Genomic DNA, 23,273 nt, shown 5'->3' with positions numbered 1-23,273 from the left:
ATCTCGCTAGTAACGGGGAATGTACTCATGTTATATGAGCTCTTTAAGTATTTAAGTAAAGATTATAGTTTTTTTTCGGTTTTTGATTATTTGACCATGCGTGCACTGATGGCCAGTGCGACGGCATTGCTTATCGGTCTCGTCGCAGGACCAAAGGTGATCCGCAAGTTGTTAGAGATGAAGGTCGGGCAGGCGGTGCGTCAATATGGTCTAGAAAGTCACCTGGTCAAAGACGGAACGCCGACCATGGGCGGTGTTTTGGTACTAATTTCTATTGCGCTGTCCACCTTGTTATGGGCTGATTTAAGCAATCGCTTTGTGTGGGTCGTGCTCTTTGTGACCGTGGGCTTTGGTGCTATCGGTTGGAGTGACGACTATCGTAAGGTGGTCTATCGCAACCCTGAAGGCATGTCGTCCAAAGAGAAGTTTTTTTGGCAATCAACCATTGGTGCCATTGCCGCCCTTTATTTGAGCTTTGCTGTATCAGCACCCGCCTCCGGCGATTTATGGCCATTATTTAAAGATTGGGTCATGAGTGGATTCACCATGCCGCTACCCGCACAGGCCGATTTGATTGTGCCTTTCTTTAAGAGTGTTAGCTATCCGCTAGGGGTATTCGGTTTTGCTATTCTTACCTGGTTGGTGATTGTGGGCGGCAGTAATGCGGTGAATCTGACCGATGGTTTGGATGGTTTAGCGATTATGCCGACCGTGATGGTGGGCGGGGCGCTAGGTGTTTTTGCCTATGTGGTCGGTCGTGTCGATTACTCAAGTTATTTACTCTTTCCCTATATTCCGGGCGCTGGGGAGATGTTAATTCTCTGTTCTGCCTTGGGCGGCGCCGGTCTAGCCTTTTTATGGTTTAATGCCTACCCAGCGCAGGTGTTTATGGGTGATGTGGGGGCATTGGCTTTAGGTGGGATGCTAGGCTGTATCGCCGTGATTGTACGCCAGGAAATTGTGTTTTTTATTATGGGTGGCGTGTTTGTCGTTGAAACGCTGTCCGTCATGCTCCAAGTGAGTTGGTTTAAATACACGAAAAAGCGCTATGGTGAGGGGCGACGCATCTTATTAATGGCCCCTTTACATCATCATTTTGAGAAAAAAGGGTGGAAAGAAACCCAAGTGGTGATTCGTTTTTGGATTATCACTATTATGTTGGTGTTAATTGGTCTTTCGACCTTAAAATTACGTTAGTCATCTTTTTCAATTTATTCTTTTAGAGTTAGGCCATGGCACAGCACAAAGACTTGTCTCAATCGCATGTATTAGTTTTAGGCTTAGGTGAGACCGGTGTCGCCAGTGCTTTATGGTGCTTGCGCCAAGGTGCTAAGCTGCGTATTGCCGATACCCGTGATGAGCCGGCAGGTCTGGCTGAGATTGAAGCGGCTGCTAAGGCACAGCCGGCAGCGAAGATTTCCTATGCGCTAGGAGCCGCCTCGCTCCAAGCGAGCACCTTAGCGGGGATTGATTCACTGGTGCTGAGCCCCGGTTTATCGCCTAATGCCTCACCGGTGCGGGAGTTTTTGTCCCAAGCCGAGGCGCAGGGAATTGAAATTATCGGTGAGATTGAGCTCTTTGCTCGCGCCTTGCGTGATTTAAAGGCTAGCCGTGATTATGCGTGCGAGGTCGTTGCTATTACCGGTACCAATGGCAAAACCACCGTCACCATGATGGTGCGTGATATGCTGGAGACCGCCGGTTTGACGGCAGTTGCAGCGGGTAATATTAGTCCTGCTGCTTTGAGTGCATTGATGCACGCCTTGGATACCGATGCCCTGCCTCAAGTCTGGGTGCTAGAGCTATCTAGCTTCCAGTTGGCAACGGTACAATCTTTGCAGCCTAAGGCGTCGGTGGTCTTAAATTTAAGTCAGGATCATTTAGATTGGCACGTGGATTGGGCAGATTATGCACAGCATAAAGCTAAGCTTTTACAGTTAAGTGAGACTAAGGTGGTGGCTCGAGCCGATCCGGAAGTGTTAGCGATGGTGCCTGAGGTGGCGGCAGTCGAGGTGATTAGTTTCGGCGAGGATGAGCCGTCCTTACTAGGTGATTTAGGGATTCAGACATTGGGTGGCATGAGTTGGCTTGCCGCCTCCTGTGACGATGAGGGGTTCGAGACGCCATTGAGTGCGGGCGCCAAAAAAAGAAAAGCCGAAGCCTCAACTCGTACACCAGCTCATTTAAAGCAATTGATGCCAGTTGAAGCCTTGCCCGTTAAAGGGCGCCATAATGCGCTGAATGCCTTAGCTGCACTCGCGCTGTGTCGTGCGCTGGGGCTTAATTGGAGTCCATTATTGCGTGCGCTGGCTGCCTTTAAAGCGGCCCCGCATCGGATGAATTTTGTACGCAGCATCGCCGGGGTGGATTTTATTAATGACAGCAAGGGTACCAATGTCGGCGCTACTTTAGCCGGCATTAATGGCTTAGCGCAGTCTCTGGTCGTGATTCTCGGGGGTCTCGCCAAGGGGCAGGATTTCAGTCCTTTATTAGCACCATTGCAGGAAAAGGCTAAAGGCATCATCTTAATCGGGCGCGACGCAAAGTTAATCGAAGCGGCATTGAGCGCAACGGGTTTGCCAATTAAGCACGCCGACTCCATGCAAGAGGCCGTGGTTGAAGCGATGCGTCTCGCCACCGCAGGCGATATTGTGTTACTGTCGCCAGCCTGTGCCAGTATGGATATGTTTAGCAATTATATGCAGCGTGGCGAGGCCTTTGCAGAGGCGGTACAGGATTTAGCGCATGAATATGGAGAAATTTAAATGAGTCTGAGCATGCGCGAGCGCTTTGTGCGTGAGGCGGAACCGGGGATTAATGAGGTTTCGCCCACTCGCAGTAAAATGCGCGACTATGATCTGGGGCTATTATCCATTATCGGCGTGATTTTGGTGCTAGGTTTGGTGATGGTGTATTCCTCCTCAATTGCGCTGACGGATGGACCGAGTAGTGAGGTCGTTAAATTCAACCGCTACTTTATGATGCAAGCCATTTATATTTTTATCGGCTTTTGCGGCATGTTCACGGTATTCAATATCAATATGGACAAATGGGAGGAGCTGTCCTTTCTCTTTTTTGGGGTAGCTGCGGTCTTATTGTTACTCGTCCTCATGCCCTTTATCGGCCGTGAGATTAATGGGGCAAAGCGTTGGATCCCCTTAGGGCCGGTCAATTTTCAGCCGAGTGAGATGATGAAAATGGCCATGGTGCTGTATGCCTCACGGTATGCAATTCGCTTTCGTGATGCCATTGGCTCTTTAAAACCCTTTGAGGGCTTTGTGTGCGGTGTGTTGCCGATTGCAGCCTTATTGGGATTGGCTTTGATACTGACCTTCCTTGAGCCCGATTTAGGCGCTTCCATGGTGCTCGCCTCCATTTGTGTCGGTGTTTTGTTCTTGGGTGGTCTGCATAGTTTTTACTTGGCTGGTCTTGGTCTATTAGGCGTGGGTTTGGTCAGTGCTGCCGTGTTATTCAGCTCTTGGCGCCTTAAGCGCTTGTTTGCTTTCTTAGATCCCTTTAGTGAGGAGTATGCGCAATCCTCAGGCTATCAATTAGTGCACTCCTTAATCGCTATCGGTCGTGGTGAATGGACTGGTGTGGGTCTCGGTTTTAGTATTGAAAAATTACATTATTTACCAGAGGCACATACCGACTTTATATTGGCTGTGATCGGTGAGGAATTGGGCTTTGTAGGTATTCTGACGGTAGTGATTCTGTACTTCTTACTGATTTTTAAATGTTTTAAGATTGGTCGCGTAGCCATTGCCATGGACCGCTACTATAGTGGCCTGGTGGCACAAGGCGTGGGTATTTGGATTGGTTTCCAAGCCTTATTTAATCTCTGCGTTTGTTTGGGTTTATTACCGACCAAGGGCTTAACCCTGCCGATGATCAGTTTCGGTGGTTCAGCCATGGTGATGACACTTTGCGCACTGGGACTGGTGTTCAGAGTAGACTATGAAAATCGTCAATTAATGCGTGGTTTGCCTATTTCAGGCGTGCCTGCGCCAAGGTATGTGTGATGAGTGAAGCAATTGACCCAGCGGTTACGATGACAACTGATGCGCCAGATGCGGCGGTGTTAGCGCCTACGATTCTAATCATGGCGGGTGGTACTGGCGGTCATATTATGCCGGGTTTGGCGGTGGCTGGTGAGCTGGAGCAGCGTGGCTGGAAGGTCTACTGGTTAGGTAATCCCGAGCGCATGGAGGGCGAACTTGTTCCCGCACGCGGTATTCCATTATTGCCAATGCGCTTTGCGGGTTTGCGCGGCAAGGGTTTGGCCGCTTTACTTAAATTGCCTTTTACCTTAGCGACGGCGCTACTTGATGCGCGCCGAGCGTTTAAAAAGGCAAAGCCTGATGTGGTCTTAGGCATGGGTGGCTATGCGGCGGTGCCGGGCAGTATCATGGCGTTTTTAAGTGGCAAGCCAATCGTGCTGCATGAGCAAAATGCGGTCGCTGGTAGTGCGAATAAGCTTATCGCTAAGTTGGCTAAGCGTGTGTTAATGGCGTTTCCTAGGGCATTAGCAAATGGCACAGTGGTTGGTAATCCGGTGCGTGCTGAGCTGTTAAAGCTAGCGCCACCCGAAGCGCGCTTTGCTAATCGCTCAGGACCCTTAAAATTGCTTGTCGTCGGTGGTAGTTTGGGGGCGCTCGCTTTAAATAATTTAATTCCACAAGCGCTGGCCCAGATACCGGTGGCACAGCGTCCGATGGTGACGCATCAGTCCGGTGCGGCACATCTTGAGATACTAAAAAATAATTATCATGAAGCCGGGGTAGAGGCAAATTGTGTCGCATTCATTGATAATATGGCAGATGCGCTTGCAGAAGCGGATTTATTAATTTGTCGTGCTGGTGCCATGACAGTCGCTGAAGTGGCTGCCGTGGGCGTGCCAGCCCTGTTTGTGCCCTTACCGGGGGCAATTGATGACCACCAAACGGCCAATGCTCGTTGGTTGGCTGATGCCGGTGCGGCAGAGCTAAAAGCTCAATCCGCTTTAACTGCCGAGTGGTTGGCACAGTATTTAGTGACGCAGCAGCGAGCGCAACTATTATCAATGGCGTCTAAAGCACGGGCCATGGCGTTGCCCGGTGCGACGCATACAATTGCTGATGTTTGTGAGCAATTGGCTAGGGAATAAAATGAAGCATAGAATTAGAAATATTCATTTGGTTGGTATTGGCGGCTCAGGCATGAGCGGTATTGCCGAGGTCTTGATTAATCAGGGTTATCAGATCAGTGGTTCGGATATTAATCGGAGTGCTGTCACGCAGCGCTTGGAGCAACTGGGCGCAAGAATTTTTTATGAGCATAATGCGACCAATATTGATGCCGCTGAAGCGGATGTGGTGGTGACCTCGACCGATATTTCAGGTGGTAATCCGGAGGTGTTAAACGCCCGTGCACAGGGGATTCCGGTGGTCTCGCGCGCCATGATGCTAGCTGAGTTAATGCGTCTCAAAATGGGTATTGCAGTGGCCGGGACTCATGGTAAAACGACCACCACCAGCTTTGTTAGTAGTATTTTGGCAGAGGCCAAATTTGATCCTACCTTTGTGATTGGCGGTAAATTAAATTCCGCCGGTACCAATGCCTATTTGGGCAAAGGTGATTATATTGTGGTTGAGGCCGATGAGTCGGACGCATCTTTTTTAAATCTATTGCCGGTGATGGCGATAGTGACCAATATCGATGTGGATCATATGGACACCTACGGGCACGATGTGGCGCGCTTACGTAGTGCCTTTGTGCAGTTTACCCAAAATTTACCATTTTACGGTACCGCCATTTTGTGCGTCGATGATGATAATGTCCGTAAAATTATCCCCTTTATTTCTCGTCCTATTGTGACTTACGGCTTTGATGAGGACGCTGATTATCGAGCGAGCGATATTCGTAGTGAAGGTGCGCAAATGTACTTCACTGCCCACAGAAAATGCGGTCGACGCCGTCATTTGGCACCCATCGAGGTGACGCTGAATCTGCCTGGTCGTCATAATGTGTTAAATGCCTTAGCGGCAATTGCTTTAGCGACTGAACTAGGAGTAGAGGATGAGGCGATACTAACCGCACTTAAAAACTTTAACGGAGTGGGGCGCCGCTTTAGCTTTGTTGGTGAGCTTGAAGCCCAAGCCATTAACGGTGGTGGTAAGTTTACCGTGATTGATGATTATGGGCATCATCCGGTGGAGATGGCCGCGACCATTGCCGCCGTCCGCGGTGGTTGGCCCGATCGACGTTTGGTGTTAGCGTTTCAGCCACATCGCTATAGTCGTACCCGTGATTGCTTTGAAGAGTTTGTGCGTGTCCTCGGTCAGGCCGATGAGGTGATTTTAACTGAGGTCTATGCAGCAGGGGAGTTGCCGATTAGCTTTGCCAGTGGTGAGGCACTATCTAAGGCAATCGCTCAAGACGGTAAGGTGCAGCCACAATTTGTCCCCAATATAGAGGATTTACCACAAGCAATTCTGTCCTTTGCGCGGGGCGGTGATATTGTCATAACCATGGGTGCCGGTTCTATCAGCAAGGTACCTGCTAAAATCTTGGAGATTGCAAATGGCTAATACAACGCAGAATTTAGGTAGGGTCGGTGTGATTTATGGTGGCGTCTCAGCCGAACGTGAGGTTTCGCTGAATTCCGGTGCTGGTGTGCATGCGGCTTTGTTGGAAAAGGGCGTGGATGCGCATCTCTTTGATTTGGGTAAGCATAGCTTAGCCGAGTTAGAAGCACAGAAATTTGATCGTGTCTTTATTATTTTGCATGGTCGTTACGGTGAGGATGGTTGCATTCAGGGTGCACTGGAGATTATGGGTGTGCCTTATACGGGGCCTGGGGTGATGAGCTCGGGCGTTGCGATGGATAAAATCATGACAAAACGTCTTTTTATCGAGCAAAATATCCCCACGCCAAAGTATGTTGAGGTGCGTGACGCTGAGGATTTGCAGGCAGCGGTGAAGCAGCTCGGTCTGCCGATGATTTTAAAGCCAGCCCACGAGGGCTCAACTATTGGCTTAACCAAGATTGAAAATGCTGAGCAATTAGACGAGGCCTTAGCCCAAGCAACGCAATACGATAAGGTGTTATTAGCGGAGGAGTGTATCGTTGGTCGCGAGCTGACGGTGGCTGTACTTGGTAAGGGCGCAGAGGCACAGGCCTTGCCCATTATTGAAATTATTGCACCGGATGGGAATTATGACTTCCATAACAAATATCATTCCGATGAAACGCAGTATATTTGCCCAGCTGATTTACCTGCTGAATTAAGTGAAAAAATCAAAGCGCTATGTGTGCAAGCTTATCGTACCATTGGTTGTGAGGGCTGGTCGCGGGTGGACGTGATGTTAAATCATGCGAATGAGCCGTACTTATTGGAAATTAATACAGCACCAGGTATGACGAGTCACTCTTTGGTGCCAATGGCGGCTAAAGCTGAGGGTATGTCCTATCCAGAGCTATGTGTAAAAATTCTTGCCTCTGCTGATTTAAAAGTCGGTCGCAAGGGTTAAAATAGACTGCAGCAGCTTATTTTTACCAAGGTGTTTTAGTGATATTTTCGGATCCCCGTTTTATTAACCGTATAGCCGGTTTTTTAACCGTAGTCGGGGTGCTTATTCTGCTTGGAGCCTTAGGCTATCGGGTGATGAATTTGCCGATGTTTAATATCACACGCATTGTGTTGGAGCCTAAGCAGGGGGACGTTTTATCCTATGCCTCGCCAGCTAGTATTCAAAGCACATTAGATGGACAGGTGCAGGGTAATTTCTTTACACTTGATTTGCTTAAGGTGCAGCGTATTTTAAGCTCATCGCCGTGGGTGCGTCATGTGGATATTACCCGTTTATGGCCAAATGGCTTATTACTACGGATTGAGGAGCATGAGCCCTTTGCTTTATGGAATGACGAGGCATTGATTAACACCTGGGGTGAAAAGTATTTAGCGAATCGCGGTGAAGTCGATCGGCTTGATGACTTACCGCAGTTTTTTGGACCGGATGGTTCGGAGCACTTGGTAGTACAGCGTTATGCAGAGTTGGTGCGGTGGTTAAGTCCTATTAGTTTAAGTGTAAAGGAACTGGGTCTAAGTGACCGTTATTCATGGCGTATTTTATTGGATAATAATATCACCGTGATTATAGGGCGCGACCCCGGGGCTGAGATTGCTAACCCATATGACGGTATGGGGGCGATGAGCTTTGCCGAAACCATTCAGCGTTTTGTACGCAGTTGGCCAGCATTGTTAAAACGAATTGACGGAAGACAGGTAGAACGCATCGATCTCCGCTATACTAGGGGTTTTGCAATTACTTTTGCGGATACAGCCGGTTCTAAATCCTCCGATAAGCCATAAGTGAGTTATTTGAAAGATGAGTCGAGACCACAATAAGGATGTTATTGTTGCCCTGGATATAGGTACGAGTACGGTCGTAGCTATTGTCGCCGAGTGTTTGCCTGATGGTCGCTATGAGGTCATCGGTGTGGGTCAGGCAATTTCACGCGGCATGCGCAAGGGCGTGGTGGTAAATATTGAGCAGATTGTTGGCTCAATCCAGCAGGCACTTGAGGAAGCTTGCCTGATGGCGGATTTTCGTATTCGTGAGGTTTATACCGGCATTGGCGGCAGCCACATTAACAGCTTTAACTCCAGCGGTATGGTGGCCGTGGTTGACAAGGAAGTCAGCTATGCCGATGTGCGCCGTGTGCTCGACACGGCCAAGGCGGTGAATATCGCCAACGATCATGAAATTCTTCATGTGATTACACAGCAATACACCCTCGATAAGCAGGAGGGTATTATCCAGCCGGTCGGTATGGCAGGTATTCGTCTTGAGGTGCGGGTACATATTATTACCGGTTTACAGAGCGCAACGCAAAATGTGGTTAAGTGTATTCGCCGTTGTGGGCTGGAGATTCGTGGATTAGTATTTCAGGCCTTGGCAGCCAGTCAGGTGTGTTTGACGGCTGACGAAAAGGAATTAGGCGTAGCCTTGGTTGATATCGGTAGTGGCACCACCGATGTGGCGGTTTGGCATGGCGGTGCCTTACGTCATACGGCGGTGTTCCCTCAAGGGGGTGATCAAATCACCAATGATATTGCCACCATGTTACGTACGCCGACCCCGGACGCTGAGGACATTAAGTTAAATTACGGTGCCGCTAAAGCCAGTTTGGTCAATACCTTAGAAACTTTCGAGGTGATCGGTTTGGGCAACCGTGAAGCTCGGGAGATGGAGCGTCACGTCTTAGCTCAGGTGATTGAGCCGCGAGTCGAGGAAATCTTGATGGGCGTGATGAATGTGATTGCCGAATCTGGTCATAAGATCACCGGTTTAGTATTGACCGGCGGTACGGCATTATTACCCGGGATTCAGGAGCTGGCCGAGGATATGTTCCAAGTGCCAGTGCGTATCGGGGTGCCGATATATGATGGTAGCTTATCAGATGTGGTTTGTGAGCCGCGTTTTGCTACCGCAATGGGTTTATTAAGCTATTCGCGGATGCAGCAATATGCGCAACATGGCGATATGCCCAAAGAAGGTTTATTAAAACGTCTTTGGAACTTTATTACGAATAGTTTATAGTTTAGAATAGGTATTGCAGTGGAGTCGGGTGGAGATTTCTCAAAGGCAGTGCGAATGACGCATTGGCTCTTTCTTTGAGGTGATTTCCATGTTTTCATCATAGGGAAGTAGGAGTTATTTTTATGAGCATGGATTTAGGTTTCAAGTTCGTTGAGCAGGAGCAGCCTCAAAACGGCACGATTATTAAGGTGATTGGTGTGGGTGGTGCCGGTGGCAACGCCGTCAATCACATGATCGCCAAGGGTCTTAAGGGGGTTGAGTTTATCAGTGCTAATACTGACGCTCAAGCGCTCGCCAGTTCCAAAGCTGAGCAAGTGATTGCCTTAGGTAAGACCGGTTTAGGAGCTGGTGCCAAGCCTGAAAATGGTCGCGCAGCAGCAGAGGCGGCACGTGAGCAAATCCGTCAGGCCTTAAGTGGCGCCCATATGGTATTTATTACCGCTGGTATGGGTGGTGGTACTGGTACTGGCGCAAGTCCAGTAGTAGCACAAATTGCCCGTGAACTTGGCATTCTGACGGTGGGTGTGGTTTCAAAGCCTTTTGGTTACGAGGGTAATCGCCGCATGAACGCAGCTGAAGCGGGTATTGAGAGTTTGTCTGAGCATGTTAACGCATTAATTGTGGTGCTTAACGATCGCTTAGAGGAGATGCTAGGCGGTGAAGCCACCATGCAAGAGTGCTTTGTGGAAGCCGATGATGTATTACACAATGCTTGCGCTGGTATTGCTGAAATTATTAATGTTGAGGGTAATATCAACGTCGACTTCGAAGACGTGAAAACCATTATGAGCGAGCAGGGCCAGGCGATGATGGGTACGGCTACTGCTTCTGGTGAGGACCGTGCCAAAAAGGCAGCCGAAGAAGCTATCGCTTGCCCATTATTAGAGGGTGTGGATCTCAATGGCGCACGTGGCGTATTAATTAATATCACCGCCAGTAAGAGCATCACTCAGCGTGAAGTACGTACAATTAACGAGGTGATTACAAGTTACGCCGATAAGGACGCCGTGATTATTTCCGGAATCGCTTATGACGAGGCTATGGCTGATCAGATTCGTGTGACTGTGGTTGCTACCGGTCTTGGTCGTAAAAAGCCTGAGATTGTAGCGCAAAACTCTGAGGAGCAGCTAGCTCGCACCGGTACGGATGATGCCACGGCAGTGATTCAAAATTTCCGTAGCGCAAGCGGCGGTTTCAATCCGATTCGCACGCCACGTAGTGCACGTAGCGCTCAGTTTAATGTCGGTTTCGGTGATGTGAGCTCGACTGACACACCTAGCTTTACTCGTCGTTCCTTAACGGAAGAAGAGCGTAACGACAGTGATGTGCCAGCCTTCCTACGTAAGCAAGCGAATTAATTACGAGTTTTGTGCTTAGTTGCTAGCGGGGCAGAGGCTATTGTTTTAGCTTCTGCTACTCGCAGTTAATGCTCATCACTTTAATTAAGTGTGCGTGACACCTTAGCGAGCCAATACTGTCTAATCATAGGTATTGGCTTTTTTTGTTACAAAAATATGTCAATTCGTTTAGTTAGTAAAATCTAAATTTTAGACGCGGCTAGGGTATTTACTTAGGTTAAAATGCCTGGTAAATAAGAATTGATTGCAATAGATTTGATGGAAACTTGCCATGTTAAAACAAAGAACGATACAAAAGGCGGTCTCAACCATAGGTGTTGGCGTACACTCTGGTCAGCGCGTTGAGCTGACTTTGCGCCCTGCAGAGCCTAATACGGGGATTGTTTTTCACCGTATTGATACGCCCGAGATGATTGATTTTCCTGCCTTTGCGGAAAACGTCGGTAACACACGCATGGCCTCAGTTCTTGTCAATGGTGAATACCGTGTTTCCACGGTTGAGCATCTGATGTCTGCACTTGCCGGATTAGGTATTGATAATCTGCATGTTGACCTAAGTGGTGAAGAAGTGCCGATTATGGACGGTAGTGCGGCAACCTTTGTGTATTTGATACGCTCTGCCGGCATTGTTGAGCAGGATGCGCCTAAGCAATTTATTCGTCTCAAGCGAGTGGTAGAAGTGATTGAGGGTGAGGGTGATAGCGCCAAATGGGCGCGTCTTGAGCCTTATCCAGGCTTTGCTTTAGCTTTCTCTATTGATTTTAAGCATCCAGCCATTGCCTCCACGGCAAATTTTGCTGAGGTGGATTTTGCGGTAGATTCTTTTAGCAAAGACATTGCGCGTGCCCGTACCTTTGGTTTTGCCCAAGAGGTTGAGTTATTGCGCTCAGCCGGTTTAGGTCGTGGTGGTAGTTTAGACAATGTGATCGTGCTGGATGAATATCGTATTCTCAATGAAGACGGTCTGCGCTATGACGATGAGTTTGTTAAACACAAAATCCTAGATGCGATCGGTGATTTGTATTTGGCCGGTAAGCCCTTGCTCGCTAAATATGTAGCGTGTAAGTCGGGCCATGATCTGAACAATAAACTAGTACGTGCCTTATTGGCACAGCCTGATGCCTATGAAGTTGTGACCTACGAAGCTGAGGTCGCCAAGGCCGCAGGTTTTGGTCGTGATTGGCAGCTTGCCTAGTTGAACACGTCGCTCACAAGTCTAGGTGGTACTTCTTATCACCTTTAACTCTACATTTTGCAATGCTAGGCCGTGCTTATTAAGATGGCGCATCATGCTCGGGGCGAGTTGCTTAATTTTTGCGGCACAAGCATTGTTAGCGACTGCTAATCGTAGCGTGCCACCTGTATAATTAATAATCAAACACTGCTTTGTTAGTTCAGTGCCTAAGACACTGACTAACAGCGGTTGTAGCTTTAAAATCGTACGTGCCCGTTGTAGAACCTCGCCCGTTGCTTGCTCTTGTTCTAACCACTCAATAGCGGTGTGAAAGTTGGGCGGTTGACGATAATTACGATGTGATTTCATACTAAGGATGTAGCTTTGGCTAAAAAATTTGTATCACCTCGACGAGCCAAACAAAAAACGCAAAAGGTTTGGTCATTTAGCATCACCGTCTTGTGTGTCTTTATTGCCCTGGTGTCAGGTGCTTTGCTAGAGCGCCGCTTTGGCTATCAGCAGACAAAAGGGACTGTTGAGGCCACGAGGGATATCTCTAGTGTACAGCAAAACCCCGCTCAACAACATTTGATTGAACAAAGCTTGGCACAACTGGCGCAGCAATTAGCTGAAGCTAAAATTATGCTAGAAGACATCACCCGACTGACTAATCGCCTAAGTAGTGATAGCGCCATAAACCTCGGCATTGGTGGCAATACTTTTGCGCAGCCGAGTTTAAGCGAGGATGCGAAACCGATGGAGGAGTTTATTGATGAGGGCGGTTACTCCGGTGAGATAATCGGTCGTGAGCTTGATCTGCTTAAGCAAAAGCTTAATTTGCAGCTAAATCGTGTACGTACCTTCGATGTTTTAATGCAAAGCCGTCAAATTGCCTTAGATAGGGTGCCCACTGGGATACCAGTATCGATGCTGCAGGCGCGTATGACCTCGCCGTTTGGTTGGCGCTTACATCCCGGAAGTGGTGAGTCGCGATTGCATGCCGGGGTGGATTTTGCAGCGCCTAAGGGCACACCGATTTATGCGGCCAGTAGCGGGGTGGTGGCGAGGTCAAGCTATGTCTCTGGTTATGGTAATTTAGTTGAGATTGATCACGGCTCGGGTGTCAGTACGGGATATGAGCACAATAGCGAAAATCTGGTGGAAGCGGGTGATTTGGTGACGCGTCGTCAACTGATTGCACGCATTGGTAATACCGGTAATTCGACCGGCGCGCATTTACACTTTGAGGTGCGAGTGGATGGGGTACCCATCGATCCCATACTGGTCTTAGGTAAGGATCTCTCGCAAGTCAAGCTAGGTGCCGGCAGTTCTTTCTTAGATACACTGAAGTTACTAAGTCAAGAATAAGTGCACAATTGCTTTTTGATAAAAAGCCACGGCAATATCTTGATATCTACAAACTTAGCCTCAAATACACAGGCTGATAGGTTAAACTGTAGGGCAATACCGCTTCATCACTTGGGGTCGAAGTCGGTCTTTTTAATATTCACACTATTAACAATATGATTTCCATTATTAAAAAAATCATCGGTAGCCGTAATGATCGACTACTCAAGCAATACCGAAAAATCGTAGCCAAAATTAATAAACTAGAGCCTGAGATGCAGGCTTTGAGTGATGAGCAGTTAGCCGCTAAAACCACCGAGTTTAAAGAGCGATTAGCGGGTGGTCAGAGCTTAGATGATATTTTGCCTGGGGCATTTGCGGTAGTGCGCGAGGCCTCCGTACGTGTGTTGGGGATGCGCCATTTTGATGTGCAGTTAATCGGTGGTTTAGCACTCCACCAGGGTAAGATTGCCGAGATGCGTACCGGTGAGGGTAAGACTTTGATGTCTACCTTGGCGGTGTATTTAAATGCCCTAGCCGGTGAGGGGGTGCATGTTGTTACGGTTAACGAATACTTAGCGGCGCGTGATGCTCGCAATAATGGTCGCCTATATAATTTTTTAGGCTTAAGTGTGGGTGTGGTTGCTTCGAATCAGAGCAACCCTGAAAAAATTGCCGCCTATCGCGCTGATATTACCTACGGTACTAATAATGAGTTCGGCTTTGATTACTTACGTGACAACATGGAGTATCGGGTTGAGGACCGTCGTCAGCGCAAGTTGTATTATGCGATTGTGGATGAGGTCGACTCGATTCTCATTGACGAGGCGCGCACCCCATTAATTATTTCAGGTCAAGCTGAGGACAATACTGAGCTTTACCAAAAAATGGATGCGGTGCCAGCGATGATGACGCGCATGGCCCATGAGCCACGTCCGGATGAGCCGGAGCCCGAGGGTGATTTCTGGGTTGATGAAAAAGCACAACAAATTCATTTATCCGAAGCGGGTCATGAAAAGGCGGAGAACATCTTACGTCAACTGAATATTTTGCCTGAGGGGCAGTCATTATACGATCCGCGCAATATCAGCTTAGTGCATCATTTGATGGTGGCCTTAAGGGCGCATAATCTTTTCCACCGCGATCAGCACTATGTGGTGCAGGATGGTGAGGTTGTGATTGTTGACGAGTTCACCGGCCGCTTTATGCAGGGTCGACGCTGGTCAGACGGTTTACACCAAGCGGTTGAAGCCAAAGAAAAAGTTCAGATTCAAAATGAAAACCAAACCTTAGCCTCTATTACGTTCCAGAACTACTTCCGGATGTACGAGAAGTTGGGTGGTATGACCGGTACGGCAGATACTGAGGCCTATGAGTTCCAGCAGATTTACGGTTTAGAGACGGTCATTATTCCGACCAATTTACCGATGATTCGTGAGGATCAGAACGATCAGATTTTCAAGAATGATGAGCAGAAGTTTGCCGCTATCATTAAGGACGTACGTGATTGCTACGAGCGTAAGCAACCCGTCTTGGTCGGTACCACCAGCATTGAAAACTCTGAGTTATTATCGAATCTTCTGAAAAAAGAGGGTTTACCGCACGATGTATTAAATGCTAAGCAGCACGCACGTGAGGCAGAAATTGTCGCCGAAGCGGGTAAGCCAGGCGCCATTACCATTGCCACCAATATGGCAGGTCGTGGTACCGATATTGTGTTGGGCGGCAGCATTGAGAAAAGTATTAATCTGGTGATGGCCGACGATTCGCTTACTGCGGAACAAAAAGCATCTCGTATCAAGGAGATTCGCGAGGCGTGGGCGCCGATTAACCAACAGGTTAAGGAGGCCGGCGGTCTACGTATTATCGGTACTGAACGACATGAATCACGACGTATTGATAATCAGTTGCGTGGTCGTGCGGGGCGTCAGGGTGACCCAGGCTCATCGCGTTTTTATTTAAGCTTGGATGATCCTCTGATGCGTATTTTTGCGGGTGAGCGCGTACGTGCCATCATGGAGCGACTCGGTGTTGATGGCGAGCCGATTGAAGCCAAAATGGTAACCCGCTCCATTGAGTCTGCTCAGCGCAAGGTAGAGAGTCGCAACTTTGATATTCGTAAGCAATTACTTGAGTTTGATGATGTGGCCAATGATCAGCGTAAGGTGATTTATGGTCAACGTAATGAGGTATTAGAGTCTGCCTCATTAACGGATATTCTCGCTAACATGCGTCATGACGCCATGGCTGAGGTGGTGCACCAATACGTGCCTGCTGAGTCAATGGAGGAGCAGTGGGATATTCCAGCCTTGGAAAATGTCTTAGCTAGCGAGTGGAAGTTAGAGGTCCCTGTGAGTCAATGGCTTGCTGAAGATAGCAATTTAGACGATGAGGGAATTTTGGAACGCGTGCTTGAAGCGGCTGATAAGCATAACCAGGAGAAAATTGACTTGGTGGGCGAGCAGTCATGGGCGCAGTTTGAGCGTTCGGTGCTATTGGATCGCATGGATGCTAGCTGGCGCGAGCATTTATCGGCACTTGAGCATTTGCGTCAGGGGATCCATTTACGTGGTTACGCGCAACGCGATCCTAAGCAAGAGTACAAAAAAGAGGCATTTGCTCTGTTCTCCCATATGTTGGATCGTATTCGTGATGAAGCCGTGAAGATCTTGATGACGGTTCAAATTCAAGCACCTGAGCAGGTGGCTGAGGCACAGCAACAGCAGTCATCAGTGAAAAATATGCAGTACCACCATCCTCAGGCCGATGGCGCTGAGGATAGCGCTGACGGCGTCACTGTCTCTGAGGAGGGTGATGTGTCCGCTGGCGGTATCACGGTTAAAAATATGATGAAGCATGTAGGTCGTAATGATCCATGCCCATGCGGTAGTGGCAAGAAGTACAAGCACTGCCATGGCAAGTTAAGCTAGTTTTAGCGATAAATTTGTCCCGTATAAAAGCTCACTAGTTCATGAGGATTAGTGAGCTTTTTTGATGAATCTTTTGATCTATCTCAAGTTTTTTATCTGATTCTCTCTATAGAATAAAAGATAGAGGTGCAGTCTTATCGGCTTATCAATGGCTTATGCCCTCAATTGTTTTTCTTCCTCATATCAATTGATTTGTTCTTGTCGTTATTTAGCGTAGTCATTGCTAAAGCATAGTGTGTCCTCTAGTCTCGATTTAACTATTTGGAGGAATTCATGAGTGATCTTAAGTGCTCAGTGCAGGCTCAAGAAAAGCTAAGCATCGCCACCTTATTGATGTTGGTGCTGATGTCTAGCGTGACCTTCATTGCGATTTTGTCAGAGATGATGCCCGCTGGTGTGTTGGATCATATCAGTGAGGGTTTGGCTATTTCGGTTGAAAGTGCCGGTCAGATGATCGGGCTCTATGCCTTAGCGAGTGCCATTGTGGCGGTACCATTAGTAACGGCGACGATGCGCTTTAATCGTAAGCCATTATTGCTGTGGTTATTATTTGGTTTTGCCTTATCCAATATTGTGGTGGGCTTTTCTAGTTCCTATCTGTTGACCCTTGCGATGCGTCTTATTGGGGGTGCCATGGCGGGTATTCTTTGGGCCATGATTACCGCCTATGGGATGAAGATCGTATCGTCCAATCATCATGGGATGGCCATTGCCATCATTATGGCGGGCACCACCCTTGGGGTGAGCTTTGGCATGCCCTTGATGACATGGATTGGTACCAGTTGGGGTTGGCGCATTGAGTTTTTTGCATTGGGTGCGCTGATTGTGGGGATTATGGTGTTGGCCTTTTTCTTCCTACCGTCGGTGCCGGGTGAGCAAGTCACTCAAGAAAATAATCCCTTAAGCCTTTTAAAAAATAAGCATGTGCTGAATATTTTATTGCTTACTTTGCTTGGGGTGATGGCGCATTATGCGGTGTACACCTATATCACGCAGCTAGTGGACAGGGTCAATGTGCCTGGCGGTATTGAAACGGCCTTGCTGTTATTTGGTATTGGCTCCTTTATCTCCATTATGTTGGCAATGCGCTTTACCGATACGAGTTTACGTCGATTTACCAGCTTGATGTTCTTGTTAGGGGCGCTGGGTTTGGGCATGCTGTATTTTATCGCTCATTATTATCTGGCAGCTTATATCGCTTTTTTCTTATGGGGCATTTCCTTTGGGCCGCTGGTGACTATGTTACAAACCGCAGTGGCAAGTCATAGTGAAAGTGCCAAAGCCATTGCCACCAGTGTGCAAAGTAGTATGTTTAATTTTTCGATTCTATTAGCGACTTCCTTTGGTGGTTTTTTATTAGCTCATGCAAATATCATGGCGGTGGTGATGTTGGCCGTGATTTTATTAGCTGCAGCCACGATGATTTCCTTTATCTCCAAAGGTACCTTAGGTGAGCAGTAGTAGCTTTACCCTGATTGAAAATAGGAGTTTAAAATGACTAAGAAATTTATTAATGCGACAATTTATCGTCAACCCGATGCCAAAGAAATTTTAATTGAGGACGGTAAGTTTAAAGCCATTGGCAATCATTTACCCGATGCCAAGGAGGTCATTGATTTAGAGGGTAAACTGGTTTTACCTCCCTATGTTGATTCACATATTCACTTGGATTATGCCTATACCGTGGGTGAGATGGAGGGTATTGGGGCCAAGACAGGCACGCTGTTTGAGGCCATTGAGAATTGGCCTAAATACAAAGCGACGATGAGCAAAGAAAGTGTTAAGGCGCTTGCCCGCAAGGCGATTTATGACGAGGTATCACAAGGGGTGCAGCATATTCGTACCCATGCGGATGTCACTGATCCGAAGTTTACGGGTTTCAAGGCTTTGATGGAGCTAAAAGAGGAGTTAGCCGATAAGGTCTATATCCAGATTGTGGCCTTTCCGCAAAATGGTATGTACACTTACAAAGGTGGTCGTGACTTAGTCGAAGAGGCATTAAAAATGGGTGCCGAGGTGGTGGGTGGCATCCCTCACTATGAGCCTGCACGTGAGTTTGGTGAGAAGTCGGTCCATGATACGGTGGAGTTAGCGCTGAAATACGACCGTTTGATTGATGTCCACTGTGATGAGATCGATGATCCGAATGCACGCTTTGTGGAGCTACTGAATGCTTTAGTCCTCATGGAGGAATATGGTGTGCGTACTTCTGCGAGTCATACCTGTTCTTTTGGCTCAGCGGATGATGCCTATGCCTTCCGTATGTTTGACCTCTTTATGAAGAGTAAAATGAATTTCGTTTCCCTACCGACTGAAAACGCCTACTTACAGGGTCGTCAGGACACCTATCCGAAGCGTCGCGGTCTTACTCGGGTTAAGGAATTTATGCATATGAATATTAACGTGGCCTTTGGTCAAGACTCCATCAATGATCCATGGTACCCATTAGGTAATGGCAACTTGATGAATATTTTGGATAACGGTATCCACCTCAGTCAGTACGCCAGTCCTGAGGAGCTAGAAAATGCCTTTGATCTGATTACTTATAATGGGGCAAGATGTCTGAATATTCAGGATGAATATGGTCTAGACGAGGGTAAGGCTGCGAACTTCATTGTCTTAGATGAGAAGACAGTCTTTGATGCCATTCGCCGCCGTGTGGATGTGGTCATGTCCGTGCGCAATGGCGACTTCCTCTTTAAGAAAAAGCCGCAAGCGTTTGAGGTTGAGTTTAAGTTGTAGGAAGAAAATAGGGTGTAGCGATGTCTTGGCTACACCCTTTAATTTATCGTGATCGCAATGTATCACGCTGCTCGTCTTGGAGCGCATCACCGCGCCCGTCTTCATGGGGTGTCAAATTTACTTGAGAGACCTTAGTAACAGCAAGCGCTGAAAATCATCCATGTCACGAGCGGCTTTATTGCGCATTTTGAACTGCCAAGCGGCGCTTAGCATCGAGTTAGCGCTTGTTCTCAGTTGGTATTAAGCTTGTTAGCTATGAAACCACTAGCGATAAGGGAGCAGTTTAGTCTTCTTGGCTCGTCCAGGGGTAAATCAGGGGCGTCTGGAGGGCTAGGCTGAAAGATGTTATACTTTGGCTTAATCAATATTAAATATTTTTGCCTTTATACCCATGTAACTTATCGCTACCTCCTTTTTTGCTTTGTTTTTCTGTTGTTTAATAAAGCACAGTGGGTAGCTCATGGCGTCTTTATTTTTCCTTGCTGTTCGCTCAAGCTGCCTGCTGTGCAGAATTGGATTTCTGCATGTCTAATTTATATTCCACGTGGTTTTATAATGCGCGTCGAGATGTGATCTCGGGGCTCTTAGTTGCCTTGGCGCTCATCCCTGAGGCCATCGCTTTTTCTATTATTGCTGGTGTAGATCCTAAAGTGGGCTTGTATGCCTCTTTTAGTATCGCCACCATTATTGCGTTTGTAGGTGGCCGCCCAGGCATGATTTCGGCTGCGACTGGAGCGATGGCGTTGGTAATTGTGTCTTTAGTTAAAGACCATGGTCTGCAGTATCTGTTAGCGGCTACCATTTTGGCAGGCTTAATTCAAATCGTAGCAGGTATGATTAAACTGGGTGCTTTGATGCGTTTTGTGTCTAAGTCTGTGGTCACTGGCTTTGTGAATGCTCTCGCTATTCTTATTTTCTTAGCTCAGCTGCCTGAGTTAAGGAATGTCACTTGGCATGTCTATGCATTGACTGCCTCCGGTTTGGCTATTATCTATCTACTACCGCGTATCACGACTGTGCTTCCCTCGCCTTTGGTGACGATTGTGGCGTTAACGGCTATAACGATGTGGTTTGGCATTGATGTGCGCACAGTTGGAGATATGGGAGAGTTGCCAAATACGCTACCTATTTTTCTTATTCCCGATATTCCTTTTACTTTAGAAACCTTACAGATCATCTTTCCTTACTCCTTGACCTTAGCGGTAGTGGGCTTATTAGAGTCGTTGATGACCGCTTCCATCGTTGATGACATGACAGATACCCCAAGTAATAAGAACCGTGAAAGTATGGGCCAAGGTATAGCAAACGTGGCTACAGGTTTTTTGGGTGGGATGGCAGGCTGTGCCATGATTGGGCAGTCGGTGATTAATGTGAAAGCGGGTGGTCGAGGTCGTTTATCTACCTTATGTGCTGGTGTTTTTCTACTGATTTTGATTGTGTTTTTAGGCGATTGGGTTAGCCAGATTCCTATGGCTGCAGTGGTTGCTGTCATGATTATGGTTTCGATTAGTACCTTTGATTGGCAGTCCGTTAAAAATCTGGTGGTACACCCCAGAAGCTCTAGTGTCGTAATGATCGCTACAGTAGTCGTGACTGTGTGGTCGCATGATCTAGCAAAAGGCGTCCTAGTAGGCGTGTTGTTATCAGCCATCTTTTTTGCGCACAAAGTAGTGGATATATTATGTGTGCATAATTATCTTTCCGAGGATGGGACGTGCCGTATTTATAAAGCTAAAGGGCAGCTGTTTTTTGCGTCAGCAGGACAGTTTGTTGATAGTCTAGATTTAAATGAGCCTATCGAGTCAATACACATTGATTTGTCTGAGGCGCATATTTGGGATTTAACAGCAGTTGAGGCTTTAGAGAGGGTGCACACCAAGTTGAGTCATAAAGGGGTGAAGGTTTACTTTATTGGTCTGAATAAGCAGTCCCGTCGTATTATTTTACAACTGGCAAACGAGCCTAAAAAATTATTAGCGGTATCTCGTTAAGTCATTTATTTTAAAGAAAGAGCCTGATTTTATAGATCAGGCTTTTTTGTAGCCATTGATAGCATTTCCACTATATTCGCATTATTGAAATAGCTGATATCTTTAAACACTGATCAACGAAGAAGTTATGAATGAGCTTCGGGTATCCCCTTTGCATTACGTGTATAGCAGCCGGTGAGGTCTGCCCTATTTGTCCGGCTCATCCCGTTACAGCGCACTGGGGCTATTCCTATCTTTTTAAACTCGGTGACTCAGAAGAGGAAAAGTTAGCTAAGATGAGCCTCAAGCTTAGCGGCTAAGGCTGTCTCATACAGTTGCTTGCGCAGCTTGTCTGTGAGTGCCTCAATGCTATCGACATGGCTCGGCTGTGAATGTTCAGCCTCTGCACCATGCTTTTCGTTGAGTTAATAGCTATTATCATTTACTTGCATGAACCGTCGCAAAATTGTGTCTTGACGGTTCTATGTAAGTAAAGGGGCGCAAACTACATTCTATTTGATAAGCTTACGGATGGGGCTAAATGTGAAAGCTTAAACTATAATTGCAGTTAATAAATGAAATAAAGATAACCATTAACACCGCATTGAGATAATTATGACGAGTACACAGCAAAGAGAAGAGTTACATCGCCGCATTTGGCAGATCGCCAATGATGTTCGAGGTTCCGTCGATGGTTGGGACTTTAAGCAATATGTTTTGGGGACATTATTCTATCGCTTTATGAGTGAGAATTTTGCTCGCTTTATTGAAGCAGGTGATGAGAGTGTCAATTATGCAGCCCTATCAGATGAGGTGATGACTAAGGAGCTCATTGAGGATTGTATTCGTGTAAAGGGTTACTTTATTTACCCTAGTCAGCTCTTTCAAAATGTGGTCAAAGATGCGCATAAAAATGAAAATCTTAATATCGATTTGGCCAATATTTTTGCTGCCATTGAAAATTCAGCCAATGGCTTTGAGTCAGAAAACGATATTAAAGGGCTCTTTGCGGATTTTGATACGGGTAGTAGCCGTCTGGGTAATACGGTTGCCGAGAAAAATAAACGTCTAGCGGCGGTATTAAAAGGGGTGGCAGAACTGGATTTTGGTGATTTTGAAGAGAACCAGATCGATCTCTTCGGTGATGCTTATGAGTTTTTGATTTCTAATTATGCAGCTAATGCAGGTAAGTCTGGGGGCGAATTTTTTACCCCACAAAGTGTTTCTAAGCTTATCGCTAAGTTAGCACTGCATGGTCAGACTTCAGTCAATAAAATCTATGACCCGGCCTGCGGCTCAGGATCATTGCTACTGCAAGCGCAAAAGTATTTTGATGTGAGTAATATTGAAGAGGGCTTTTTCGGTCAGGAAACTAATCACACGACCTATAACTTAGCTCGTATGAATATGTTCTTGCATAATGTTAACTACGATAAGTTTCATATTGAGCGTGGTGATACCTTATTAAAACCGCGGTTTAAGGATGATAGACCCTTTGATGCGATTGTCTCGAATCCACCTTATTCAGTTAAGTGGCCAGGCACGGATGATCCGACCTTAATTAATGATGAGCGCTTTGCGCCAGCTGGGGTGCTAGCGCCCAAGTCTAAGGCGGATTTAGCCTTTATTATGCATAGCTTGAACTATCTATCCAGTAAGGGCCGGGCTGCTATTGTGTGCTTTCCCGGTGTGTTTTACCGGGGTGGGGCCGAAAAACAAATTCGTCAATATTTAGTTGATCATAACTATGTAGAAACCGTGATTTCGATGGCGCCGAACTTGTTCTTTGGTACCTCCATTGCGGTGACGATCCTAATGCTAGCAAAAAATAAAAGCACCACCAAAACACAGTTTATTGATGCCAGTGAATTATTTCATAAGGTCACGAATAATAATGTGCTGTTAGATGAGCATATTCAAAAGATAATGGCCGTCTTTGATAGTAAAGAGGATATTCCTCATTTTGCACAGAGCGTGGACAACGAAGTCATTGCTCAGAATGACTACGTGTTATCTGTCAGTAGCTATGTCGAGGCAAAGGATACGCGCGAGGTAATTAATATTACTGAGCTAAATGCAGAGATTGAAGTGACGGTGAAAAGGATCGAGCAGTTACGTGCTGAGATCGATGCGGTTATCCAAGAGATTGAAGCCTAAGCGAAATATT

At 47.1% G+C, this 23,273-nt stretch carries 16 protein-coding genes and 2 pseudogenes; 17 read left to right on the top strand and 1 reads right to left on the bottom strand.

Annotation, left to right across the window (positions count from 1 at the left end; genetic code table 11):
- The first annotated feature begins 27 nt into the window (after nt 1–27).
- From mraY to lpxC, 10 genes are all read left to right on the top strand, one after another.
- Nucleotides 28–1,197 (top strand): phospho-N-acetylmuramoyl-pentapeptide-transferase, encoded by a 1,170-nt coding sequence (mraY, locus tag HMPREF3179_RS04590; RefSeq protein ID WP_018026537.1) that lies wholly within the window; start codon nt 28–30, stop codon nt 1,195–1,197.
- Between the two features lie 35 nt (nt 1,198–1,232).
- Nucleotides 1,233–2,765, top strand: coding sequence for a UDP-N-acetylmuramoyl-L-alanine--D-glutamate ligase (gene murD / locus HMPREF3179_RS04585; RefSeq protein ID WP_070469860.1), 1,533 nt, complete (start codon nt 1,233–1,235; stop codon nt 2,763–2,765).
- Complete coding sequence (ftsW, locus tag HMPREF3179_RS04580; RefSeq protein ID WP_102705467.1) at nt 2,766–4,022, top strand: putative lipid II flippase FtsW; 1,257 nt, start codon at nt 2,766–2,768, stop codon at nt 4,020–4,022.
- Between the two features lie 56 nt (nt 4,023–4,078).
- Nucleotides 4,079–5,146 carry an undecaprenyldiphospho-muramoylpentapeptide beta-N-acetylglucosaminyltransferase gene (gene murG, locus HMPREF3179_RS04575; protein ID WP_181778525.1) on the top strand — a complete coding sequence of 356 codons (1,068 nt, stop codon included), beginning with the start codon at nt 4,079–4,081 and terminating at the stop codon, nt 5,144–5,146.
- Nucleotide 5,147: 1 nt separating this feature from the next.
- A complete protein-coding gene (gene murC / locus HMPREF3179_RS04570; protein WP_070469859.1) occupies nt 5,148–6,569 on the top strand; it encodes a UDP-N-acetylmuramate--L-alanine ligase in 1,422 nt (473 codons plus the stop codon).
- Nucleotides 6,562–7,512 carry a D-alanine--D-alanine ligase gene (locus HMPREF3179_RS04565; RefSeq protein ID WP_018026542.1) on the top strand — a complete coding sequence of 317 codons (951 nt, stop codon included), beginning with the start codon at nt 6,562–6,564 and terminating at the stop codon, nt 7,510–7,512. Before murC ends, HMPREF3179_RS04565 begins: the two co-directional genes overlap by 8 nt.
- A gap of 38 nt (nt 7,513–7,550) precedes the next feature.
- Entirely contained in the window at nt 7,551–8,354 is an 804-nt protein-coding gene (locus HMPREF3179_RS04560) for a cell division protein FtsQ/DivIB (RefSeq protein ID WP_083290691.1), read from the top strand.
- Nucleotides 8,355–8,370: 16 nt separating this feature from the next.
- Nucleotides 8,371–9,585 carry a cell division protein FtsA gene (gene ftsA, locus HMPREF3179_RS04555; RefSeq protein WP_018026544.1) on the top strand — a complete coding sequence of 405 codons (1,215 nt, stop codon included), beginning with the start codon at nt 8,371–8,373 and terminating at the stop codon, nt 9,583–9,585.
- Nucleotides 9,586–9,707: 122 nt separating this feature from the next.
- On the top strand, nt 9,708–10,943 hold the full coding sequence (ftsZ, locus tag HMPREF3179_RS04550) for a cell division protein FtsZ (RefSeq protein ID WP_070469858.1): 1,236 nt from the start codon (nt 9,708–9,710) through the stop codon (nt 10,941–10,943).
- 271 nt (nt 10,944–11,214) lie between these two features.
- The gene (lpxC, locus tag HMPREF3179_RS04545; protein ID WP_048768677.1) at nt 11,215–12,138 is read left to right on the top strand and encodes a UDP-3-O-acyl-N-acetylglucosamine deacetylase; all 924 of its coding nucleotides are present in this window, start codon (nt 11,215–11,217) and stop codon (nt 12,136–12,138) included.
- 21 nt (nt 12,139–12,159) lie between these two features.
- Here lpxC and HMPREF3179_RS04540 read toward each other — a convergent pair whose 3' ends face one another.
- Entirely contained in the window at nt 12,160–12,486 is a 327-nt protein-coding gene (locus tag HMPREF3179_RS04540) for a DciA family protein (protein WP_070469857.1), read from the bottom strand.
- Nucleotides 12,487–12,501: 15 nt separating this feature from the next.
- On the opposite strand from HMPREF3179_RS04540, the gene HMPREF3179_RS04535 reads away from it, so the two are divergent.
- From HMPREF3179_RS04535 to HMPREF3179_RS04510, 7 genes and pseudogenes are all read left to right on the top strand, one after another.
- Nucleotides 12,502–13,485, top strand: coding sequence for a M23 family metallopeptidase (locus tag HMPREF3179_RS04535; protein WP_070469856.1), 984 nt, complete (start codon nt 12,502–12,504; stop codon nt 13,483–13,485).
- 155 nt (nt 13,486–13,640) lie between these two features.
- Nucleotides 13,641–16,179, top strand: a pseudogene (secA, locus tag HMPREF3179_RS04530) (preprotein translocase subunit SecA); the annotation flags it as partial.
- Between the two features lie 137 nt (nt 16,180–16,316).
- Nucleotides 16,317–16,394 (top strand): annotated as a pseudogene (locus HMPREF3179_RS12655) (SEC-C metal-binding domain-containing protein); the annotation flags it as partial.
- Between the two features lie 273 nt (nt 16,395–16,667).
- Nucleotides 16,668–17,855, top strand: coding sequence for an MFS transporter (locus HMPREF3179_RS04525; RefSeq protein ID WP_048768686.1), 1,188 nt, complete (start codon nt 16,668–16,670; stop codon nt 17,853–17,855).
- Between the two features lie 33 nt (nt 17,856–17,888).
- A complete protein-coding gene (locus tag HMPREF3179_RS04520; RefSeq protein WP_018026551.1) occupies nt 17,889–19,136 on the top strand; it encodes an amidohydrolase family protein in 1,248 nt (415 codons plus the stop codon).
- A 524-nt stretch (nt 19,137–19,660) separates the two neighbouring features.
- Nucleotides 19,661–21,127, top strand: coding sequence for a SulP family inorganic anion transporter (locus tag HMPREF3179_RS04515; RefSeq protein ID WP_070469854.1), 1,467 nt, complete (start codon nt 19,661–19,663; stop codon nt 21,125–21,127).
- A gap of 594 nt (nt 21,128–21,721) precedes the next feature.
- Nucleotides 21,722–23,263, top strand: a complete 1,542-nt coding sequence (locus HMPREF3179_RS04510) for a type I restriction-modification system subunit M (RefSeq protein ID WP_070469853.1) — start codon at nt 21,722–21,724, stop codon at nt 23,261–23,263.
- Nucleotides 23,264–23,273: the final 10 nt, after the last annotated feature.

It is taken from the genome of Oligella sp. HMSC09E12 (assembly GCF_001808505.1).
Taxonomy (GTDB): domain Bacteria; phylum Pseudomonadota; class Gammaproteobacteria; order Burkholderiales; family Burkholderiaceae_B; genus Oligella; species Oligella urethralis.
Note: the sequence above shows the minus strand (reverse complement) of the source record. Positions and strands in the feature narration are given on the sequence as shown.

Excerpts from the sequence above, each read along its gene's own strand:
- lpxC (WP_048768677.1), top strand. The coding sequence starts at position 11,215 with ATGTTAAAACAAAGAACGATACAAAAGGCGGTCTCAACCATAGGTGTT.
- HMPREF3179_RS04520 (WP_018026551.1), top strand. The coding sequence starts at position 17,889 with ATGACTAAGAAATTTATTAATGCGACAATTTATCGTCAACCCGATGCC.
- murD (WP_070469860.1), top strand. The coding sequence starts at position 1,233 with ATGGCACAGCACAAAGACTTGTCTCAATCGCATGTATTAGTTTTAGGC.
- ftsZ (WP_070469858.1), top strand. The coding sequence starts at position 9,708 with ATGAGCATGGATTTAGGTTTCAAGTTCGTTGAGCAGGAGCAGCCTCAA.
- HMPREF3179_RS04565 (WP_018026542.1), top strand. The coding sequence starts at position 6,562 with ATGGCTAATACAACGCAGAATTTAGGTAGGGTCGGTGTGATTTATGGT.
- HMPREF3179_RS04540 (WP_070469857.1), bottom strand. The coding sequence starts at position 12,486 with ATGAAATCACATCGTAATTATCGTCAACCGCCCAACTTTCACACCGCT.
- ftsW (WP_102705467.1), top strand. The coding sequence starts at position 2,766 with ATGAGTCTGAGCATGCGCGAGCGCTTTGTGCGTGAGGCGGAACCGGGG.
- murC (WP_070469859.1), top strand. The coding sequence starts at position 5,148 with ATGAAGCATAGAATTAGAAATATTCATTTGGTTGGTATTGGCGGCTCA.
- mraY (WP_018026537.1), top strand. The coding sequence starts at position 28 with ATGTTATATGAGCTCTTTAAGTATTTAAGTAAAGATTATAGTTTTTTT.
- HMPREF3179_RS04515 (WP_070469854.1), top strand. The coding sequence starts at position 19,661 with ATGTCTAATTTATATTCCACGTGGTTTTATAATGCGCGTCGAGATGTG.
- HMPREF3179_RS04510 (WP_070469853.1), top strand. The coding sequence starts at position 21,722 with ATGACGAGTACACAGCAAAGAGAAGAGTTACATCGCCGCATTTGGCAG.
- HMPREF3179_RS04525 (WP_048768686.1), top strand. The coding sequence starts at position 16,668 with ATGAGTGATCTTAAGTGCTCAGTGCAGGCTCAAGAAAAGCTAAGCATC.
- ftsA (WP_018026544.1), top strand. The coding sequence starts at position 8,371 with ATGAGTCGAGACCACAATAAGGATGTTATTGTTGCCCTGGATATAGGT.